The organism is Leisingera sp. M658 (assembly GCF_025144145.1).
GTDB lineage: Bacteria > Pseudomonadota > Alphaproteobacteria > Rhodobacterales > Rhodobacteraceae > Leisingera.
On sequence record NZ_CP083546.1, the window covers coordinates 2,232,365 to 2,252,650 of the forward strand.

Consider the following 20,286-nt stretch of genomic DNA (forward strand, 5'->3'; position numbering starts at 1 on the left):
CGTGCTGGGGTTCCGCCATGGCTGATGACAGTTTCGTTCAGAAAGGCGCCGCCGCCAATCTCGCCGTTCCCTTTGAGGGCGAGCCGCAGGATTTTTATTTCCTGCTGCTGCCCAAGGCAACAATGCTGCCGGTGGCCGCCGCCATCGAACCTTTGCGCATTGCCAATCAGGTGACCGGCACCCGGCTGTACCGCTGGTACATCATGACCGAAGACGGCCAGCCGCTGCATTGCTCCAATGGCATGGTGATCACGCCGGACACACCGCTGCAGCCGCTGCCCTCGGATTCGCTGGGCTTTGTCTGCGCCGGCGTGGAGCCGCAAAATACGGCCAGCGAGATCACCCTGAACTGGCTGCGCCGCGAAAGCCGCTTTGGCCGCTCCATCGGCGGCATCTGCACTGGTGCCTTTGCCCTGGCCCAGGCCGGACTGATCAAGAACCACAAATTCACGCTGCACTGGGAAAACCAGCCGGGTTTCCTGGAAAGCTACCCGAACCTGGACCCCTCGCCCAACATCTTTGAAATCTCCGGCCCGCTGATGACCTGCGGCGGCGGCAATGCGGCCACCGACATGATGCTGCACCTGATCGAGGAGCGCCACGGCAAGCAGCTGGCGATCATTGTCGCCGACATGTGCCTGCATGTGCGCTCCGGCGGCCAGGCGGCGCCGCAGAAATCGAATTATGCGGTGGCCATCGGCAGCCGCAACCAGCGTCTGCTGAACGCGCTGCAGCTGATGCAGGAATCGATCGAGGAGCCGCTGTCGATCGGCGAACTTTGCGACCGGCTGGATATTTCCCGCCGCCAGCTGGAGCGGCTGTTCTCGCGCTACCTGAACCAAAGCCCGATGCATGTCTATTTCGACATGCGCCTCAGCCACGCCTTTGCGCTGATGAACGAAACCTCGATGAGCGTTACCGAAATTGCGCTCGCCTCGGGTTTCAATTCGGCCACGCATTTCTCACGCCAGTTCAAGCGCAAGTTCGGCGCCTCCCCGCATTTCTTCCGCAAAGGCTGGAGCTGATACCCGAACTCCGGCGGCCAGTCTTGCCCGGCCACCGGCCTGCGCTGCGGCTTTCTGCACCGCGCGGCTAGATTTCCCGGCTCAGCTATCTGCCGGCGGTCATCTCCCCTGGCCAGGAGTATGCAACCCCGCACCTTCTGGTCCGTTTGTGAGAGTTAGCGCAATACGCCTAAAATTTGCCGAATTCTCCCTATATCTGAAAAACACGCCTGGGGAGATTTAACTTCAGGGCAAAAACTCATAACAGGATTTACGCGGCGGCTCTCCTGCAACCAGGTTGCCGAAAAATTTCCAGGGCAAAGCCGCGCGCTAGGTCATTCAATGAACACAACTTTCGAAATCAGCACCACCGGGCGCAGAACAATGGCGCCACAGCACCATTTTTGGATTTTCGCATGACGCATTCTCCGCACCTTCATCTGCCGCATATACAGGAATTGGACACCGGCAGACTCCGGGCGTTCCGTATCTCTGCCGGTGTGGCGCTGCCGCTTATACTTGCCGTGTCCGCCGGAAATCTGCTGGATCCTATTGTCCGGTTTGACGATTACCCCGCTCTGCTGGCCAGGCCCGATGGGTTCTGGCCGAAGACCCTTCATGAAGGGCGCTGGTTGAATTACCTGTGGCATCTGCGCGGACTTGTAACACCGCCCTGGCTGAACTTCGCCCTGTTCCAGGTGCTGTGGGCGTTGACCGCAGCCGCCATTGCAGCCACGGCAACCAGAGACAATGACCGTACCTGGTTCACCATTGCCCTCACCCTCACCCTGCTGCCGGCCCCGCCTGTCTTTTTGATGGCAGGCTGGTCCAGCACCGTCATTCCGGGCTTTGCATTGCTGGCGCTCTACGGGTTTCTTGCGCTCACCCTGCGCCAAGCCACGCTGCGGCTGCTGCTGCCGCCGTTTACCCTGCTGGCCTTTACCGCCTACACAACTTTTCCGCTCATCCTGTTTGCGATCTGCCTGATCAGCACGCAGCAGCGCTCTATTCGTGACCTTGCGGGGCTGGTGGTTCTGTTCGGGCTCAGCTTTGCAGGTGCGGTGCTGGCGGTCTATGCGTTGAACTGGCAGGTGCATGGGGTGTTCGGCATCCCGCTGGCTCCGGCGCGCAGCCCGGACCCCGCGCTTGACCTGACCGGGTTCTGGTCCCATCTGCCGCAGCTGCGGGCGACGGTTTCAGTTCTCCTGGACAAGCTGAGCTTTCAGTCCGCCCCGGTTCTGCTGTTTCATGCCGGCATGCTGACAGCGGCCACTGCCGTGCTGTTGCGCCGGCAGCCGATGGAGACCCTGTACATCTGGGTTGCCTTATGGGCGGGCATGGCACTGATGACCCTTCAGGTGCTCAAGCTGGGAGTGACCATCCCGGCCCGCGCCTTCCATTTCACCTGGATCATCTATGCTGTGATGATAGTCAGGGCAGCACAGGAGCTGAGCCGCAAGCCTGGTTTGCCGGGCCGGCTGGCGCGCAATGCGGTGCTGCTGGTGGCCGCCAGTTATCTTGTGCAGACTGCCGTGCAATTCGCCCGCTTTCGCGACTGGCAAGTTGAAACCCGCGCAATGGCTGCTGCCATCGCAGTCAGCCCAAAGCCGGTATTTGTCACCGGAGACATTCTGAATTACCCCTCTGCCGCCAAAGCCGGCCTGCACATGTCCAGCAGTCTTGCAAACCGTCTTGAACTGCTGACTGGACGCGCCGTCATCCTTTGCCAGGCGGCACCGCAAACCTGCGCGGATCTGCCCGAAAGCCTGCGCCGGCCTGCCGCAGAACGAACACCGAAGGCCCGTCTTGAAGACATCACGGGTGCAATGGTCCTGGTGTTCCCGCCTCTCCCATAAGGGGCCCGGCTACTGGGCACATGCCCCTTGTGCAGCGAACACTAAAGAGAGGGGCGCCAGCCGCGCCCCTCTCTGCTGCAGCTCTTCAGGGCCGCGTTTACTGCGAATAGGATTGCAAATAGGCGATCACGGCTTCGATATCGCTCTCTTTCTTCAACCCGGCAAAGGACATCTTGGTGCCCTTCATGTATTTCTTCGGCTTGGCCAGAAAGGCCGCCAATTGCGTTTCATCCCACACAAGTCCGTCTTCAGCTGCGGTTTTCATTGCTTTGGAGTAGCGGAACCCTTCCGCATGGCCGGCCGGGGCGCCGATGATACCGTTCAGAACGGGTCCGGTCTTCGGCTTGGCACCGTCCCCGACCTGATGGCAGGCCTTGCACTTCTTAAAGGTCTTCTCGCCTTTGGCGACCAGTTCCGGATCCGGAATCGCAGCCACTTCAACGGGAGCCTCCGCTGGCTGTTGCGCAGCCGCTTCTTGTTCTGCCTCACCTGCGGCGCGCGGTTCGGCGCTGTCCTCATCCGGCGTCACATCCAGCACCATGGCCCGCATGGTGATCTCCACGCTCTCCTTGCAACTTTCCATGCAAGGTTCCGGGTTCCAGAAATGCGCCTCTGCCTCTTGCCGGTCATCCAGAATGAACCCGCCGGCATTCGGCAGCTTAACATCCGTGAAAGTCCCGTCCGAAAGCACAAACTCATCATCGACCAGATCATTGGAGTAAAGGATATAGGCCACGATGGCATAGACCTCATCCGCACTCAGCGACTGCGCATCGCCAAACGGCATCGACCGGTTCACATAGTCCCAGGTGGTCGACAGATACGGCCAGTAGCTGCCCACCGTCTTCAGCGGGTCGTCGTGATCCAGTGTATCCTGCCCGCCTGCCAGCTTGGGCCAGTTGCCGACGCCTTCGGCAAAATCACCATGACAGACGGCGCATTTCTCGGCAAAAACCTCCTCGCCGGTGAACACATCGCCCGATCCTGCGGGCAGGCCGGTGCCGTCGGGGGCAACGTCCAGGTCCCACGCCGCGATTTCCTCCGGCAGCGCCGGGCGGCCCAAGCCGAATTTCTCCGCATAGGCCGGTGCCGCACAGGCCGCCACAACTGCGGTTGCTGCCGCAAGCTTAGGAAACTTCAACATTTTCCGCCTCCCCGTTTGCCTTGACCCACCAGGTCTGAATGGCGTTGTTGTGATAGATCGAATTCAGCCCCCGCACTTCGCGCAACTGCGCCTTGGTGGGCTGCACATAGCCGCTGGAATCCCTGGCCCGGCTCTGCAACAGCATTTCCGACCCATCCCAGTTTGTGTCCAGATAGAACCGCGTCAGCGCCCTGTCGGTGCCGGGTGCAGCCAGCCGTGCCTCTGTCCAGGTCTTGCCGCCATCAACCGACACATCCACTCCGGTGATGGCGCCACGCCCCGACCAGGCCAGACCGGTGATCACCAGCGGTCCCGTGCCATGTTTGATCGGCGCTTGCGGGCTGGGGCTGGTGACAACGGATTTCGCGTCCATCTCCCAGGTCCATTTGCGGCTGACACCATTGGCCAGCGTATCAGTGTATTTTGAGGTCTCCTCGCGGCTTTCAATCGGCTGATCCGTCACCTCGATCCGGCGCAGCCATTTGATCCACATGTTGCCTTCCCAACCCGGCACCACCAGACGCACGGGATAGCCATGCTCCTTGCGCAGCGCTTCGCCATTGGCCTTGAAGGCCACCAGCACGTCGTCCATCGCCTTTTCCAACGGGATTGAGCGCCCGTTCGAGGATGCATCCGCCCCTTCGACATAAACCCATTTTCCTTCGGGGCTGACACCGGCCTCTTTCAGAAGCGTCCGCAGCGACACGCCGGAATACTCCATGTTGTGGATCATGCCATGGGTGAACTGCGCCCCGTTCAGCTGGGCGCCGGCCCACTCCATGCCGGAATTCGCCGCGCATTCGCAGAAATAGACGCGGTTCTCGCGCGGGAACCGCTCCAGATCCTCGTAGGTGAACACCAACGGCGTCTCGACCAGCCCGTTGATCATCAGCCGGTAGTCTTCCTTGCGCAGCTCAATCGCGCCCGAATGATGCCGCTCAAACGCGCAGCCCTGCGGCGTGATGGTCCCGTCCAGCGCGTGGATCGGCGTGAAATTGATCGAACTGATGGTGTCCGCCGTCAGCCACTCCACATTGCGGCGCACCACGTCGCTTTCAAACTGGACCGGCAGGCCATAGGGCGTCGCGTCCACGCCTTCACCCAGGCCGCTGGCCCAATCTTGCACCTCGGTAATCAGCGGATCCGGTGTTGCGGCCCTGGCAGCGCCTGCAGCCACCGCCCCGGCCCCGGCAGCCGCCGCCCCGGTCAGGAACTGGCGGCGCGAGGGCGCCAGGCTCTTGGCGTTATCACTCATCTGTCTTTGCCTCCTCACATAGATAAATTCACGTTCGTGAATTCAACTGCGCAAAATTTTTTACATATCCCTGCCTCAAGCAGGTTTTGTCAGCCCCGCCGGGGCGGGCGCCGTTTAAGCGCCCGCCACCTGCACGGAGGTATTCGGGTTCAGGCTCACGGTGCCGAGCTTGCGGATATGATCCTCGACCACATCCCAGATCATCGGACCCTCGGTGCCTTCATTTACGCTGGCCCAGCCGGCCACCACATAAGACTTTGCCGGATCAATTGCCTCGCCGGTCTTCAGCAAGGTCATCTCGCTGATCCGCTCGCCCTGCGGCTTGGTGATGTCGATCCGGTAGCCCATGCCGCCGATCCGCACCATGTCGCCGCCCTGCTGATAATAGGGGTCGGGGTTGAAGATGTTATCGGCCACATCCTCCAGAATCACCTTGATGAACTCGCCCGTCATCTCGGACCGGTACGCCGCGCCGTATGACATCGAGGTCACATTCCAGATATCCTCGCGGGTGATGTCGTCGCCCGGCACCAGCGACGGCCCCCAGCGCACACCGGGCGACATAGCGATATCCGCCTCCCGCTCGCTCAGCAGCGCGTCGCAGATCAGGTCATCCCAGGTGCCGTTGAAGTTGCCGCGGCGATACAGCAGCGTATCGGTCTTGCCGATCACCTCCTCCAGCTGCGCCTTATAGGGCGCGCGTTCGGCGTCAATCAGCTGCGCCACCATTGGGTCCGGCGCGATCACATCCGAGAACACCGGGATCAGTTTGTGCCGCAGCCCCATCAGCTGGCCGTCCCGCACATCCAGATCAACGCGGGAGACGAATTTGCCGTTCGACCCCGACGCAATGATATGGGTCCTGCCCACCAGCACCGGCTCGGGCAGCGCATCATGGGTGTGGCCCGACAGGATCACGTCGATGCCCTGCACCTTGCCCGCCATCTTCTTGTCGACGTCAAAACCGTTGTGGCTGAGGACCACCACCAGATCGGCACCGGCAGCGCGGACCTCATCCACCATGGCCTGCATGTTCTCGTCGCGGATGCCGAACGAATACTCCGGGAACATCCAGCCCGGGTTGGCAATCGGCATATAGGGGAAGGCCTGGCCGATCACCGCCACCTTGGCACCGCCGCGCTCAAAAAACTTGTAGGGTTTGAACAGCTCGGCCGGCTCGTCCCATTCCGCATCAAAGATGTTCTGGCCAAGGGCGGCAAAGGGCAGCCCCTCGACGATCTCGTTCACCCGCTCGGATCCCAGCGTGAACTCCCAGTGAAAGGTCATCGCATCCGGCTTCAGCGCATTCATCACATTGACCATGTCCTGACCTGCCGTGTGATGGCAGGTATAGGAGCCGTGCCAGGTGTCGCCGCCGTCGAACAACAGCGCATCGGGACGGTCGGCGCGAATCGCGTTGATGATGGTCGCCATCCGGTCCAGCCCGCCAACCCGGCCATAGCCCTGCGCCAGCGAGGCAAAATCGTCATAGGTCAGCGCATAGGCCGAAGGGCTGCCGTCCGCGATGCCATAGGCCTTGCGGAAATCGGCGCCGGTGATATGCGGCACATGCCCCTTGTTGGCGCCAACCCCCAGATTGACCGACGGCTCGCGGAAGTGGATCGGCTTCAATTGCCCATGAATATCGGTCACATGGATCAGGCTGATGTTGCCAAAACTGTCGAACTGCAACAGCTGGTCCTGCGTCAGCGACTGCTGCGCCGCCAGCCGCGCCCAATTGCCAAAGCCTGACGCCCCCACCATGGCCGATGCCGCCATGGAAACCTGCATAAAATCACGGCGCGAGATCATAAGTACCGGTATCCTGTGTGCCGCGCGATATATTCACGCGAATGAATGTTTAAAGTGAAATACGCCCCGCTCCTGGGTTCAGGAACGGGGCGCAAAGATCAGTTGCGGACGGAAGGCGCTTCGACCGACAGCCCGTTGCCGCGCGAGGCGACATACAGCTCCAGCGCGACAAATTCTGCCGAGCCGGGCTTGTAGGTCTCGGCGCGGGTGTCACGGATGCAGCCCTTGAAACGCGCATGCGCCGTGTTCAGCTTGGTGTTTTTCAAGCGGTACACCGGAAAGCCGTTGATCTGGCCCTGGCTCAGATGGTCGGCGCGGATCATGTTGCCATAGTTGTCTTCATGGCAATTGGCGCAGGACAGCTCCAGCTGGCCGGTGCGGGTGTAATACATCTCCTTGCCCTGCTCCCAGGTAGACTGGGCCGGGCCGTCGATGGCCACATTGACCGGCATGCCGCGCGACTGGACGGAAATCAGCGCTTCCATCGCCGCCATCTTGCCGCCGGAGTATTTCCACTTCTCGGCACCCATCTGGTTTTCGCGGCAATCGTTGATCTGCATGTTCAGAGTGCGGACCTCGCCGGCGGCCTCGTTCCACTTGGGATACACCGCGCGCACGCCGGCCATGCTGTCCTCCGCATCATCGTGGCAGGATGCGCAGGACTTGCCTTCGGACCCCTCGGCAGTGTTCCAAGTGTCGATCGCCTGATCGACAAAGATCATCGCCGGGTTTTCAAAGTCGTCCATCTGCAGCGACTGGGTTTCATCCTTGCGGAAGTGCCAGCCGGACATCACCTCATCGATCACATCCGCAATATGCGCGGGTGCGGCGGTCTTGGTGACCATCTCGATCTCTTCGTTGATCACCAGCGTGTCGTCGTCGGGGCCTGCGCTCGCGGCCATCGGCAGCGCCAGCACGGCGGCAATTGCTGTGATTGCCTTCTTGTTCATTCCCTGTCCTCCCTTGGGTGCCTGCCCTGCCCGGTTCACACCGGACAGGACGCGTGCCTGAAGATCCGGAACGGATCAGCCGATGGCGATATTCTTCTTGGTGTCGTAGACGGCGCCGTCGTCGTCATACCAGGTGAAGACAAATTCACCGGCTTCCGGCACGACAGCGTCGAATTCAAAATACGGGTTGGTCGAGATCGCAGGCTCCATCGCCACGTCCAGCACCATCGCACCGTTGAATTCGCAGGTGAAGCGGTTGATGATCGAGCGCGGGATCAGGTTGCCTTCCTTGTCCTTGCGCTGGCCGCTTTCCATTTTGTGGCTGATCAGGGTCTTGATAGTGACCGCCTCACCGGCGGCGGCTGTCTTCGGGACCTTGACGCGGGGTTTAACACCGGATGCCATGTCTTTAATTCTCCTTAAGAAGTCCGTTCAGGGTGCAAGCGGCCTCAGCCGCCACAGCCGCCGATGGTCACTTTGACGGTGGCGCTTGCCTTGGTGAATGTGCCGTCGGCCATCTTAGCAATCGCAACCACATCCTGGGTGCCCGCCAGACGGATCCGGGTCGAGGCCGATTGCGCCGCCGCACCGGGGCCGAAATTGAACGTCGCCACGCCCGGGGTCGGGTTGCCTGTGGCCAGCACCATAATCGCGGTGGCGCCTTCGGCCGCGACGGACACCGGAACGGTGTTGCCGTTTTCAGCGATTTCCGGCGCGGTCAGGGTTACGCCGCCCTCGGCGATATCCGCACCGCCGGTAAAGGCGGCAATCCGGTCATCCGCCGCCGCATTCACACGGAACGGCAGCACGGTTACCATGGCAGCGCCCAGGCCCATCGCCAGGGTCTCACGGCGTGAGAACTCCATCATATCTCTCCTTTGAATTCTCTAAAGGCGGCAGGGCACGCAAGGCCCCGCCCGCGCCTCACTCTTCCTTCAGTGTCGCAAGGAATGCGACCACATCTTCAATCTCCTGCGCCGTCAGGATCGGCGGCAGCGGCTCGGTCCCGGCATCGCCGGTATAGGCATCGCCCGGGCGGATAAAGCCATCGACCTTATAAAAGGCCGGCATCATGGTGCCCTCAAACGTCATCTTGGCGTTGGCCACCAGCCCGCGCAGCTCTTCTGCGGTCCAGCGATCGCCCGCGCCATCCAGCGACGGGCCGATTTCACCGTGGAACGGCACATCCGCCAGCGCGGTCAGCTGGTGGCAGGACACACAGTTGCCCTTGGATTTGGTGCCAACAACCAGCGCGCCATTGACGGCATCGCCGGCAACACCCGTCAGCGACGCGGCCACTTGGCCATCCTCGCCATACTGCACCGCTTTCGGAGCAACCTCCCCGGCCCAAACCGCACTTCCGGCCAGGCTCAGCACCAGTGTCAGAGATGTAAGCTTCATGTATCCTCCCAATGGCTGCCGCATCTGAGTGCGGTTGCTTAGCTGCTGCATACCGTAGGGCACGGCCGCCCTGCTACGCAACAACAAATTCATTATTGTGAATTTTTCCAAATTATGCGCCAGACACCTAGTCGGCAGACCCATTATTGCGCTCGCGAATCCGACGCGCGTGATACCGCTGGAAATCTTCCCCGTTATCAAGCGCATACCGCTTTTCGTTGACCCATGTAAACATGTCCAGCGTGGTGCCGCCGCCAAATGCGCCCGGCATCGTTGCAACCGCCGCTTCGGTGGCTGTGACGTTTTCGCCCACGTCCTCCGGCAGGAACAGAATCGTCGGCGTGAACAAGACGCCCCATTTGCGTGCCATGTCCTTTTCCGCCAGCGCCTCGCCGTCGAAATCAGTGACCTCCACATCCCCGTATAAGTTCAGCTGCACGACAAAAAAGTTCTCTTCAATGTACTGGCTGACCTCAGGACGGGGAAAGACCTCCTCATGCATCTTGGTGCAATAGATGCAGCCGCGCTGCTCAAAGATCAGCGCCAGCCGTTTGCCTTCGCCATTGGCCTCCTCCAGGTCTTCGCGCAGATCTTTGAAAGTGTCCCGCATCCAGGCTGTCTTGTGCAGCCCGTCATCGCCCAGCTCCGCCGCTGACAGGGGCGCGGCCAGCACCACCGCCATTAACACTTTCGCAATACTTCTCAGCATGTTGAACTCCTGACCTCATTTACCCAATCGAACCGAAACCCGGCATCCAGCGGATCATCGCCTCGGCAATCAGCCGCACCCCGCCGGTGGCGATCAGCGCCGCAAACAGCACCAGCATTGCGCCCATCCCCTTCTCCACCCAGCCAAAGGCGGTCCGGTGCCGCGCCACCCAGCCCAGGAACGGCTTGGCAAACAGCGCCGCCACCACAAAGGGCGCCGTCATGCCCAGCCCGTAAACCAGCAGCAGCACCCCGCCCCGCCAGATATCGCCCATACCTGAGGCGATCATCAGGATCGACGCCAGCGCCGGCCCCACACAGGGCGTCCAGCCAAAGCCGAATGCCAGCCCCATCAGATAGGCACCCAGCACGGTCGACGGCTCTGCAGAACTCTCCATCCGTGCCTCGCGGTACAGTAGCGGGATTTTCACCAACCCCAGAAAATGCAGCCCGAACAGCAGCAGCAAAGCCGCCGCGCCATAAGACAGCACCTCCAGATACTGCCCGAACAGCTGCCCTAGCGCCGTCGCCCCCATGCCCATCAGCATGAACACGGTGGTGACACCAGCGGCAAAACAGCAGGCAGATACCAGCAGCCGCCGCTGCGCCCCGGCAGCAATCGCCCCGTTCCCGCGCAGCTCGGCCATCGACAGCCCGCCCATGTAAGACAGGTAAAACGGCACCATCGGCAGAATACAGGGGGTGAAAAAGCTCAGCAATCCTGCGATCAAGGCGCCAAACAGGGATATTTCCAGCATCAAGTCCCCCAGTTGCCCCACAACAACGTTATCCGGGCCCGGCTTGTGTCATTCACATATTCGAATTATGTTGTTTCAATAGCAACCGTCAACAGATGGAATGACACACATGCGCCACCTTCGGCAACTGGCTGCAGCCGCAGCGGCGGTCTGCCTTGCCCTGCCCGCCTGGGCGGCTGAACTGGTGATGGTTGAACAGGCGGGCTGCGAATGGTGTGCCCGCTGGGACGAAGAAATCGCCCCGGTCTATCCGAAAACAGCCGAAGGCAAATTCGCACCCCTGCGCCGGGTCGACCTGCGTGCCCTGCCTGAGGATCTGCAAGTCGCCCGCAGGGTCATGTTCACGCCGACGTTCCTGATTGTTGAGGACGGAGAGGAACAGGCCCGGCTCGAAGGCTATCCCGGCGAAGATTTCTTTTGGCCTTTGCTGGCAGATTTGCTAACCGCCCATACAGGGTTTGTTGAAGATACGCACACTCAGGGCGGCAGCTGACCGACCCGGCGGGGTCAAGCAGAGGAGTGCGGCGTGCATGCGCCGCTCAGGAGATAACAGATGGCATTACCGCAATTTTCTGCCGACATCGAACCGGAAGAAATGGACAAGATGGTGGATAACGCCACCAAAGCCTCCAACTTCCTCAAGGCGATCAGCCACGAAGGCCGGCTGATGATCCTGTGCCACCTGGTCTCGGGCGAGAAATCCGTGACCGAACTGGAAGAGCTGCTGTCGGCCCGCCAGGCCGCCGTTTCGCAGCAATTGTCCCGCCTGCGGCTGGAAGGACTGGTCATTCCCCGCCGCGAGGGCAAAGCCATATTCTACCGCCTGGCCGACGACAAACCCCGCCGCATCCTGGAAGTGGTCTATGACCTTTTCTGCAAAGACGGCAGCTAAGGCCCGATTGAAATCCCCGCATGTTTGATTTCCTGACAGAACACCAGCTGGCCGCCTTTATCGGGCTGCTGGGCGGTGTTCTGCTGGGTCTTGCCGCGCGGCTGGGACGGTTTTGCACCCTGGGTGCAATCGAAGACCTGCTCTATGGCGGCTCCTCCCTGCGGATGCGGATGTGGGGCATTGCTATCGGCGTAGCTGTCACGTCCAGCTTTGCACTGATCGGCCTTGGGCTGGTCGATGCCGGCCAGTCCTTTTACCTGTCGATCCGCTGGATGCCCGCCGCCTCGATCCTAGGCGGGCTGATGTTCGGCTACGGCATGGCCCTCAGCGGCAACTGCGGCTACGGCGCCATCGCCCGTCTGGGCGGCGGCGACCTGCGCAGCTTTGTGATCGTGCTGGTGATGGGGGTCTCCACCTATGTCGTTCTGGTTGGCCCCCTCGCCCCGTTGCGCAACCTGTTTTTCACACAGCAGGACGTCACCACCGAAATCCCGCCGGGACTGGCCCATTACGCCGCCGCCTGGAGCGGTCTGCCGGTTGCCGCGGTCGGTATCGCTGCCGGCCTGCTGATCCTGCTGGCCACGCTTGCCAATGCGGAACTGCGCGCCGACAGGCAAGCACTGTTCTGGTCTGCCGTGGTTGGGCTGGCCGTCACCTCCGGCTGGGTCGGCACGACCTATGTCAACGCCGAAGGGTTCGACGCGCTGCCGGTTGTCTCGCATTCCTTTTCCGCCCCCTTGGGGGAGACGATCCTTTGGACCATGACCGGCAGTCTGCGCCCGCTGTCCTTTGCCGTCGGCTCCATTGCCGGGGTCTGGACCGGCGCCTTCGCCGGTTCGCTGATCAAGGGTCACTTCCGCTGGGAGGCTTGTGACGACCCGCGCGAGCTGCGCCGCCAGATTATCGGCGCCGCCATCATGGGCGCAGGTGCTGTGATCGCCATGGGCTGCACCGTCGGTCAAGGCCTCAGCGCATTCTCCCTTCTGGCGGTCTCGGCGCCCGTCACCATGCTGGCAATCTTTGCAGGTGCCGCAATCGGCCTGCGCCAGCTGATCGAAGGCTTCCGCCCGGCAGAATAAGCCGCTGCCCCCGCCGGGACTGGCGGGCAATTGCAGTCCGCTCCGCCGAATGTGATAGTTCGATTAACCCGCATCAACCTTTATGCAGCTGTTACACACCCGCCCATGATGATCCCGGTCCGTGTTTGGCCCTGCTGGCCGGCCGGCACCGATGGATGAGATTTTGGAGCCCGCCATGGACCGCAAGCAGATCATCGAAGACCCGCAAACCGGCAACAAGGGGGAAGCCTTTGAAGCCTTTGATGATATTCCCGCCAATCCGAACCTGACCCGCACCATCGGCGAAGTAATCGCCAGCCGTTATGGCCGCCGGGACATGCTGAAAGGCCTGCTGGGGGTCTCAGCCTCCACCGCCCTGTTCGGCGCCTCAGCCCTCACCGCGCCGCGCCAGGCTGATGCTGCCGGCACTGCTGCAAGCAGCCGCTATGCCTTTGACGAATTGGCCTGGGGCAACGACGGGACCCACCACGTGGCCAAAGGCTATGACGCAGATATCCTGCTGCGCTGGGGCGACCCGATCACGGCAGATGCGCCGGATTTCGACGTGTTGAACCAGACGGCCCAGGCCCAGTTGCAGCAGTTCGGCTACAACAACGACTATGTCGGCTTTACCCCGCTGAATACCGAAGGCACCCGCGGGCTGCTGTGCGTGAACCACGAATACACCAATGAAGAGGTGATGTTCCCCGCCCTTGGCCGCCAGGACAAAGCAGACTTTGCCGGCATGACACGCGCGCTGGTGGATATCGAAATGGCCGCACACGGCGGCTCGGTGGTCGAGATTACCCGCGGCACGGACGGCAAATGGGCGGTGGTCCGGGATGGCAGCAGGAACCGCCGCATCTCGCCGCTGAACACGGTGATGACCATCGACGGACCCGCTGCGGGCCATGCCCGGATGCAAACCAGCGCGGATCCCAGCGGGGCGCAGGTCATCGGCACATTGAACAATTGCGCCGGCGGCATGACCTCCTGGGGCACCTGGCTGATGGCCGAGGAAAACTTCCACGGCTATTTCTGGACGGACAGGCTGGACGCAGACGGCAAGCCGGACCTGTCGGATCAGCCCGAAGCGGCGCAGATGAAACGTTATGGCGTGCCGGGCCGCTGGTACGCCTGGGGCAAATACCACGACCGCTTCAACATCGACAAGGACCCCAATGAGGCCAACCGTTTCGGCTGGGTTGTTGAGGTCGATCCGCGAAACCCGGAGGCTGCACCGGTGAAGCACACCGCGCTTGGCCGCTTCCGCCATGAAGGCGCTGAAACCACCACCTCCACGGACGGGCATCTTGTGGTCTACATGGGTGATGATGCACGGTTTGACTATCAGTACAAATACGTCTCCAAGGGCGTTGTGTCGGACGACCCGGCGGCCAATTCAAAGCTGCTCAGCGACGGCACGCTGTATGCGGCGCGGTTTGACCCGGACGGCAGTGTTCACTGGCTGCCGCTGGTCCATGGCGAGGGCCCTTTGACGGCTGAAAACGGCTTTGCCAGCCAGGCTGACGTTCTGATCGATGCACGGCTGGCGGCGGATGCGCTGGGGGCCACGCCAATGGACCGCCCCGAGGATGCAGCCCCCCGCGGCGACGGCACTGCCTATATCATGCTGACCAACAACGCCCGCCGGAAGGCAGGCGAGACGGACGCAGCCAATCCGCGGGCAAAGTCGCGCTTCGGTCATATCATCGAAATCAAGGAAGACGGCGGCGACCATGCAGCGACCCGCGGCAGCTGGTCGATCCTGGTGAAATGCGGCGATCCGGGCATTGCCGCCGTCGGGGCCGAATGGAATCCGGAAACCTCTGACAACGGCTGGTTCGCTTCCCCCGACAACTGCGCCTTTGACGCCGAGGGCCGCCTGTGGGTCGCGACCGATCAGGGCAGCAAATGGGGCAAGACCGGCAAATCGGACGGGCTGTACGGGGTTGAGACCGAAGGGAGCCTGCGCGGTCACTCCAAACTGTTCTTCCGCTGCCCGGCGGGCGGCGAGCTGTGCGGCCCCTGTTTTGCACCGGACGGCGAGACACTGTTCCTGGCAGTGCAGCATCCCGGCACCGACGGCACCAAGGCGCTGACGGGGTTTGCGCGCGCATCGACTTTTGAAGACCCGGCTACCCGCTGGCCGGATTTCAACCCTCAAATGCCGCCGCGCCCCTCAGTGGTGGTGGTCACAAAACAGGGCGGCGGCAGAATCGCAGGATGATACCCGCACAGCTGTTATCAAGCGGAGCGCGCCCCAAACGGGGCACGCGCAGGTTTTTGCCCTAACGGGCGGATTGCCGCCTGATGCACGCAATTGTGAGCAACCAGCCCACCCGCGTGATTTAAAAAACCCGGTAAAGCCATTGGAGGGTCCCCATGTTTTTCAAACGCCTGACTGCCGCGCTCATTCTGGCAGCCTCTGCCGCATCCGCCGGAAACATTGCTGCACGCAACGGATGGGCAGTGCATGAGACGTCAAAGCCCTATGAGCAGCTGATCAAGGACGTCAAAGCCGCCGCCAAGGCCGAAGGCATGGGAGTGGTGACCCAGGCAGGCCCCACCAAGGCCGCTGCCGCCCGCGGCATCACCATCCCTGGGAACCGGGTGATCGGGTTGTTCAACAATGATTTCGCGGTGAAAATCCTGGCGCTGTCCACCGCCGCAATGATCGAAGCCCCCGTGCGCATCTATGTCACCGAGGAAGCCAACGGCAGTGCCACCCTCGCCTACAAGCTGCCCTCCCATGTCTTTGCGCCCTACACCGATGAGGGCGGTGCAGCGCTGAAAGCTCTGGCAGGCCAGCTTGATAATCGCTTTGCGCAGATCGCTGAAAAGGCTCGGCAATAGCCCCTTCCGCTTCTTTCTGGTTTAAATACCCGAAAGCGCATGAAATGCGCCGATTTCCGCTGCAACACGCCTCACACTGGCGTGAGAGGGCTTGCACGCGGGCATATCCTCGGCAATCTGACGGCAAATCAACGGATTGGACCGACAAGATGACAGAGATCCTGCGCACAGCTGACGTTCTGGCCCGGCGCCTGTATGAAGCGGGCTGCCGCCACGCCTTTGGCATGCCCGGCGGCGAAGTGCTGACGCTGGTGGATGCGCTGACACGCGCGGGCATCACGTTCCACCTGGCCAAGCATGAAAACTGCGCCGGTTTCATCGGCGAAGGGGTGCATCACGCTGACGGTGCACCGGTCATTCTGGTTGCCACCCTCGGCCCCGGCGCGCTGAACGGAATCAATGTGGTGGCCAATGCGCATCAGGACCGGGTGCCGATGCTGGTGCTGACCGGCTGCGTCGACGCAGCAGACGAGCAGAGTTATACCCATCAGGTGCTTGACCATCGCGCAGTGTTCACCCCGATCACCAAGGCAACGTTCCGTTTAGATGCCGAAGCTGCCGATCTGATCGCAGACAAGGCTGTTGCCATCGCAACCGAGGCTCGAAACGGCCCGGTGCATATTGATGTGCCGATCTCAGTGGCCGATGCGGCGGCCAGAGATCGCGGCCACCGCCGCGCGCCTGCAAGTGCGGCCGTGCCAAGCGGTGAAGCGCTGGCGCAGGCGCACTCCTGGCTGGAAGCGGCAGAACGCCCGCTGGCGGTGATCGGCCTCGATGCGCTGCAGGAAAACGCCGGCCCTGCAATCCGCGCCTTTGTGGAAAAACACCGGATACCGTTCATTACCAGTTACAAGGCCAAGGGGATCATTGCCGAAAACCATCCGCTCTGCCTTGGCGGCGCAGGCCTGTCGCCGCTGGCAGACACACATCTGTTGCCGCTGGTGCAGGAGGCCGATCTGGTCCTCTCCATCGGCTATGACCCGATTGAAATGCGCCCCGGCTGGCGCAATGCCTGGGACGTGAAACGCCAGAACGTGATCGACATCGCGCCGGAGGCCAACACCCATTACATGCACCAGGCCGGGCTGAACTTTCTGACCGCCATTGCGCCGACGCTAGAGGCCCTATCCGATGGCACCGTACCGCGCGAAACCTGGACGAACGGCCGCCCTGCCGCAGTAAAAACAGCCCTGGCCGACGCCTTCCCGCACGACGACGCATGGGGTCCGGCGGGCGTCATTGCAGAATGCCGCGCTACCTTGCCGCCGGAAACCCTTGCCACAGCCGACAGCGGTGCGCACCGGATCCTGCTGAGTCAGATGTGGCCATGCCATGAGCCGCGCGGGCTGATCCAGTCATCGGCGCTGTGCACCATGGGCTGTGCCGTGCCGATGGCAATCGGGCGCAAGCTGGCGCAGCCGGACCACCCCGTGGTCAGCTTCTCAGGCGATGCCGGTTTTCTGATGGTGGCGGGCGAGCTTTCCACCGCGGCGGAACTGGGCCTGGCGCCGATCTTTGTGGTCTTTGCCGATGCCAGCCTTGCGCTGATCGAACTCAAGCAGCGCCAGCGCCAGCTCGCCAACGGCGGGGTAGATTTTGCGGCGCATGACTTCGCTGCGATGGGCCGGGCCTTTGGCGGCAACGGGGTGACAGTAACCAGCCGCGCGGAACTGCGCGCCGCCCTGCAGGACGCGATGCAGGCAGACACATTCACCGTCATCTCGGCTGTGATCGACCGCGGAGGCTATGATGGCCGGATCTGATCTTCTTCCCCACGGCGCCCTCAAAGGGGTCAAGGTTCTGGATCTTTCCCGCATCCTGGCAGGCCCGACCTGTACCCAGCTGCTGGGCGACCTCGGCGCTACGGTGATCAAGGTGGAGAACCCCAAAACCGGCGGCGATGACACCCGCCAATGGGGTCCGCCCTATGTGGCCGATGCGGACGGAAACCGATCCGATCTCTCGGCCTATTTCATGGCCGCCAACCGCAACAAACGCTCGGTTGCCATTGATATCGCTGCAGAAGGCGGACAGCAGGCCATCCGCCGGCTGGCGGCAGAGGCCGATATCCTGATCGAGAATTTCAAACCCGGCGGGCTGGCAAAATACGGGCTGGATTACACCAGCCTCAAGGATGATTTTCCGGGCCTGATCTACTGTTCAATCTCCGGCTACGGCCAGACCGGCCCCAACAGCCACAAACCGGGCTACGACATCATGGCGCAGGGGTTCGGCGGCATCATGTCGCTGACCGGCGAACCTGACGGCCAGCCGATGAAAACCGGTGTTGGCATCGCAGACGTCATGTGCGGCATGTATGCCTGTATCGGCATCCTGTCGGCCCTGCACCACCGCGAAAAAACCGGCGAAGGGCAGCAGATCGACCTCGCCCTGGTCGATGCCCAGATCGCCTGGCTGATCAACGAGGGCACCGCCTATCTGAACACCGCGCAAACCCCCAAGCGCCGCGGCAATGAGCATCCCAGCATCATGCCTTATGGCGTCTATAAAACCTCGGACGGGCATGTGATCCTGGCGGTGGGCAACGACAGTCAGTTCCAACGCTTTATGGAATTCCTGAAACTGGAAGGCCTGGCAGAAGACCCGCGCTTTGCCACCAACCCGGCCCGGCTGCAGAACCGCGACGCGCTGAACGGGGTCCTGATCCCGTCGGTGCAGCGGTTCACCACGGAAGAGGTGCTGGCCGCGATGGAGGCCCGCAAGGTTCCCGCAGGACCGGTGCAGGATCTGCAGACGCTGTTTGCCACCGATCAGGTCGCGGCCCGCAATATGGCCATCAGCATGGACAGCGCGGCAGGCCCGGTCAAACTGCTGGGCAACCCGCTGAATTTTTCCCGCACGCCTGTAACATACCGGCACGCGCCCCCCGTTTGCGGTGAAGGAACAGAGGAGATTCTGGACGCCAGCGACCCCTTTGGGCCAAGCTAAGCACCGCCTTTCGCGGCGGCTTTCCGCCAAGTGTTACACTTTCCGGCAAATCACCGCCAAATCGGCGGTCATTTCGCCGCTCCTTAACCCTTTCGCTTGCAAAAATTTCCCCGGAAATCCTACACATCCGGCGAATTTGACTGTCAGGCACACACAGGCCATCACCAAACCGCGAGCGGGGTTCGCCCGGACCGATCCGATGAACTACTCTTTCATCAGGACACGGAACCCGCGCTTATTTTGAGAAAGATTGGACTCCTATGATGCATGATATTTTCGGCCAAGACAGCAGCCTGACCGATGCAGCGGCGCTGCGGGATTGGAATGCCGTGCAGATGGGCGTTCTGGCACATGCCGCAGTAACCGCCGATCACCTGGGCGCGGTGCTGAAATCGGCGCCGGAGTTTGCCCTGGCCCATGCGATCAAAGGATTGTCCCTATTGATGCTGGGCCGCCGGGAGCTGCTTCCCACAGCGCAGGAAGCCCTGCGCGATGCCAAAGCGCAGTACGAAGGTGCCCTGCCGCGGGAACGCAAATATGTCGATGCGCTGGAAAACTGGCTGGCAGGCCGCCCCAGCCAGGCCATCCGCCGGATGGAAGAGGTGCTGGACATCTTCCCGCAGGACACCTTGGCAATGAAGCTCAGCCACGGCATCCGCTTTATTCTTGGCGATCCTGATGGCATGCGGGCATCCGTTGAACGGGTGATGCCGGCCTATGCGCCCGACCACGCGGGCCGCGGTTATCTGTTGGGCTGCCACTCCTTTGCGCTGGAGGAAACCGGCGAGTTTGAACGCGCGGCCAATGCCGGCCGTCAAGCGCTGTGGATGGCGCCGGATGATGCCTGGGGCCTGCATGCGGTGGCGCATGTGCATGACATGACCGGCAATGCCAAATCAGGGCTGGAGTGGCTGCACGGCCGCGAAGAAGCCTGGGCGCACTGCAACAACTTCCGCTACCACGTCTGGTGGCACAAGGCGCTGATGCATTTGGACCTGGGCCAGATGGACGAAGCCCTTGCGCTGTATGACACCGAGGTGCGCAAGGACAAAACCGACGACTACCGCGACATCTCCAACGCGACGTCATTGCTGGTGCGGCTGGAACTGGAAGGCGTCGATGCCGGCAGCCGCTGGGAAGAGCTGTCGGAGCTTTGCGCCAACCGCACCGAGGACGGCAGCCTGATTTTCGCCGACCTGCATTACCTGCTGGCCCTCACCGGCCACCGCAAGGAAGACGCCCGCAAGCTGGTTCAGCGCATTCATGCCGACGCCAAACAAGGAGGGTCCGAAGCCTGCGCCCGCATGGGTGATCCCGGCTGCGCAGCCGCCGATGGGCTGGAAGCCTTTGGCGACGGCAATTACAAATCCGCCTTCAGCCATCTTGCGTCCGCCCGCGGCAGCATGCAGCTGGCCGGCGGCAGCCACGCGCAACGCGATGTTTTTGAACGCATTACCATAGACGCGGGAATCCGCTCAGGCCAGCTTGACGCGGTCGAGGCAATCCTGGATGACCGCCGTGCCAAGCGCGGCGGCGCCGAGGACAATTACGCGCTTGCCCGCCGCACCCTGATCGCCGAAGGCCGGAACGCTCCCGGTGCTGCAAGCGTTCCTGCCGAATAAGACTTTCAAGGACTAAAAAAC

Annotated in this window: 19 protein-coding genes; 10 read left to right on the forward strand and 9 right to left on the reverse strand. The window is 62.0% G+C overall.

The features are described from left to right. Nucleotides 1–17: 17 nt before the first annotated feature. Together K3724_RS11160 and K3724_RS11165 are read left to right on the forward strand one after the other, a co-directional pair. The gene (locus K3724_RS11160; RefSeq protein ID WP_129370623.1) at nt 18–1,025 is read left to right on the forward strand and encodes a GlxA family transcriptional regulator; all 1,008 of its coding nucleotides are present in this window, start codon (nt 18–20) and stop codon (nt 1,023–1,025) included. A 395-nt stretch (nt 1,026–1,420) separates the two neighbouring features. Continuing rightward, entirely contained in the window at nt 1,421–2,860 is a 1,440-nt protein-coding gene (locus K3724_RS11165) for a hypothetical protein (RefSeq protein ID WP_259984777.1), read from the forward strand. Nucleotides 2,861–2,957: 97 nt separating this feature from the next. On the opposite strand, the gene K3724_RS11170 is transcribed toward K3724_RS11165, so the two are convergent. From K3724_RS11170 to K3724_RS11210, 9 genes are all read right to left on the reverse strand, one after another. Next, the gene (locus K3724_RS11170; RefSeq protein WP_259984779.1) at nt 2,958–4,004 is read right to left on the reverse strand and encodes a c-type cytochrome; all 1,047 of its coding nucleotides are present in this window, start codon (nt 4,002–4,004) and stop codon (nt 2,958–2,960) included. Next, entirely contained in the window at nt 3,988–5,259 is a 1,272-nt protein-coding gene (soxC, locus tag K3724_RS11175) for a sulfite dehydrogenase (protein WP_259984781.1), read from the reverse strand. Before soxC ends, K3724_RS11170 begins: the two co-directional genes overlap by 17 nt. Nucleotides 5,260–5,373: 114 nt before the next feature. Beyond that, nucleotides 5,374–7,071, reverse strand: a complete 1,698-nt coding sequence (gene soxB, locus K3724_RS11180; RefSeq protein WP_259984783.1) for a thiosulfohydrolase SoxB — start codon at nt 7,069–7,071, stop codon at nt 5,374–5,376. Between the two features lie 98 nt (nt 7,072–7,169). After that, nucleotides 7,170–8,021, reverse strand: coding sequence for a sulfur oxidation c-type cytochrome SoxA (gene soxA, locus K3724_RS11185; protein ID WP_259984785.1), 852 nt, complete (start codon nt 8,019–8,021; stop codon nt 7,170–7,172). Between the two features lie 75 nt (nt 8,022–8,096). Then, nucleotides 8,097–8,426: a thiosulfate oxidation carrier complex protein SoxZ gene (gene soxZ, locus K3724_RS11190; protein WP_259984786.1), complete on the reverse strand. Its 330-nt coding sequence runs from the start codon at nt 8,424–8,426 to the stop codon at nt 8,097–8,099. A gap of 44 nt (nt 8,427–8,470) precedes the next feature. Further along, nucleotides 8,471–8,887 carry a thiosulfate oxidation carrier protein SoxY gene (gene soxY / locus K3724_RS11195; RefSeq protein ID WP_259992620.1) on the reverse strand — a complete coding sequence of 139 codons (417 nt, stop codon included), beginning with the start codon at nt 8,885–8,887 and terminating at the stop codon, nt 8,471–8,473. Nucleotides 8,888–8,945: 58 nt separating this feature from the next. Next, nucleotides 8,946–9,422 (reverse strand): sulfur oxidation c-type cytochrome SoxX, encoded by a 477-nt coding sequence (soxX, locus tag K3724_RS11200; RefSeq protein ID WP_259984788.1) that lies wholly within the window; start codon nt 9,420–9,422, stop codon nt 8,946–8,948. Between the two features lie 127 nt (nt 9,423–9,549). After that, nucleotides 9,550–10,131: a thioredoxin family protein gene (locus K3724_RS11205; protein ID WP_259984790.1), complete on the reverse strand. Its 582-nt coding sequence runs from the start codon at nt 10,129–10,131 to the stop codon at nt 9,550–9,552. Between the two features lie 19 nt (nt 10,132–10,150). Continuing rightward, nucleotides 10,151–10,888, reverse strand: a complete 738-nt coding sequence (locus tag K3724_RS11210) for a cytochrome c biogenesis CcdA family protein (protein WP_259984792.1) — start codon at nt 10,886–10,888, stop codon at nt 10,151–10,153. A 109-nt stretch (nt 10,889–10,997) separates the two neighbouring features. Between K3724_RS11210 and K3724_RS11215 the strand changes: the two genes are divergently transcribed. The 8 genes from K3724_RS11215 to K3724_RS11250 all read left to right on the forward strand — a co-directional run bounded on the left by K3724_RS11215 (nt 10,998) and on the right by K3724_RS11250 (nt 20,265). Then, nucleotides 10,998–11,381 (forward strand): hypothetical protein, encoded by a 384-nt coding sequence (locus K3724_RS11215; RefSeq protein ID WP_259984794.1) that lies wholly within the window; start codon nt 10,998–11,000, stop codon nt 11,379–11,381. Between the two features lie 60 nt (nt 11,382–11,441). Beyond that, nucleotides 11,442–11,780: a helix-turn-helix transcriptional regulator gene (locus K3724_RS11220; protein WP_259984796.1), complete on the forward strand. Its 339-nt coding sequence runs from the start codon at nt 11,442–11,444 to the stop codon at nt 11,778–11,780. Nucleotides 11,781–11,800: 20 nt separating this feature from the next. Next, nucleotides 11,801–12,859, forward strand: a complete 1,059-nt coding sequence (locus tag K3724_RS11225) for a YeeE/YedE family protein (protein ID WP_259984798.1) — start codon at nt 11,801–11,803, stop codon at nt 12,857–12,859. A 175-nt stretch (nt 12,860–13,034) separates the two neighbouring features. Then, nucleotides 13,035–15,068 carry a PhoX family phosphatase gene (locus K3724_RS11230; RefSeq protein WP_259984800.1) on the forward strand — a complete coding sequence of 678 codons (2,034 nt, stop codon included), beginning with the start codon at nt 13,035–13,037 and terminating at the stop codon, nt 15,066–15,068. A 155-nt stretch (nt 15,069–15,223) separates the two neighbouring features. Next, nucleotides 15,224–15,694, forward strand: a complete 471-nt coding sequence (locus K3724_RS11235) for a DUF302 domain-containing protein (RefSeq protein WP_259984802.1) — start codon at nt 15,224–15,226, stop codon at nt 15,692–15,694. 149 nt (nt 15,695–15,843) lie between these two features. Beyond that, on the forward strand, nt 15,844–17,457 hold the full coding sequence (locus tag K3724_RS11240; RefSeq protein ID WP_259984804.1) for a thiamine pyrophosphate-binding protein: 1,614 nt from the start codon (nt 15,844–15,846) through the stop codon (nt 17,455–17,457). After that, the gene (locus tag K3724_RS11245) at nt 17,441–18,643 is read left to right on the forward strand and encodes a CaiB/BaiF CoA transferase family protein (protein WP_409201376.1); all 1,203 of its coding nucleotides are present in this window, start codon (nt 17,441–17,443) and stop codon (nt 18,641–18,643) included. Before K3724_RS11240 ends, K3724_RS11245 begins: the two co-directional genes overlap by 17 nt. A 260-nt stretch (nt 18,644–18,903) precedes the next feature. Then, a complete protein-coding gene (locus tag K3724_RS11250) occupies nt 18,904–20,265 on the forward strand; it encodes a tetratricopeptide repeat protein (RefSeq protein WP_259984805.1) in 1,362 nt (453 codons plus the stop codon). Nucleotides 20,266–20,286 lie beyond the last annotated feature (21 nt).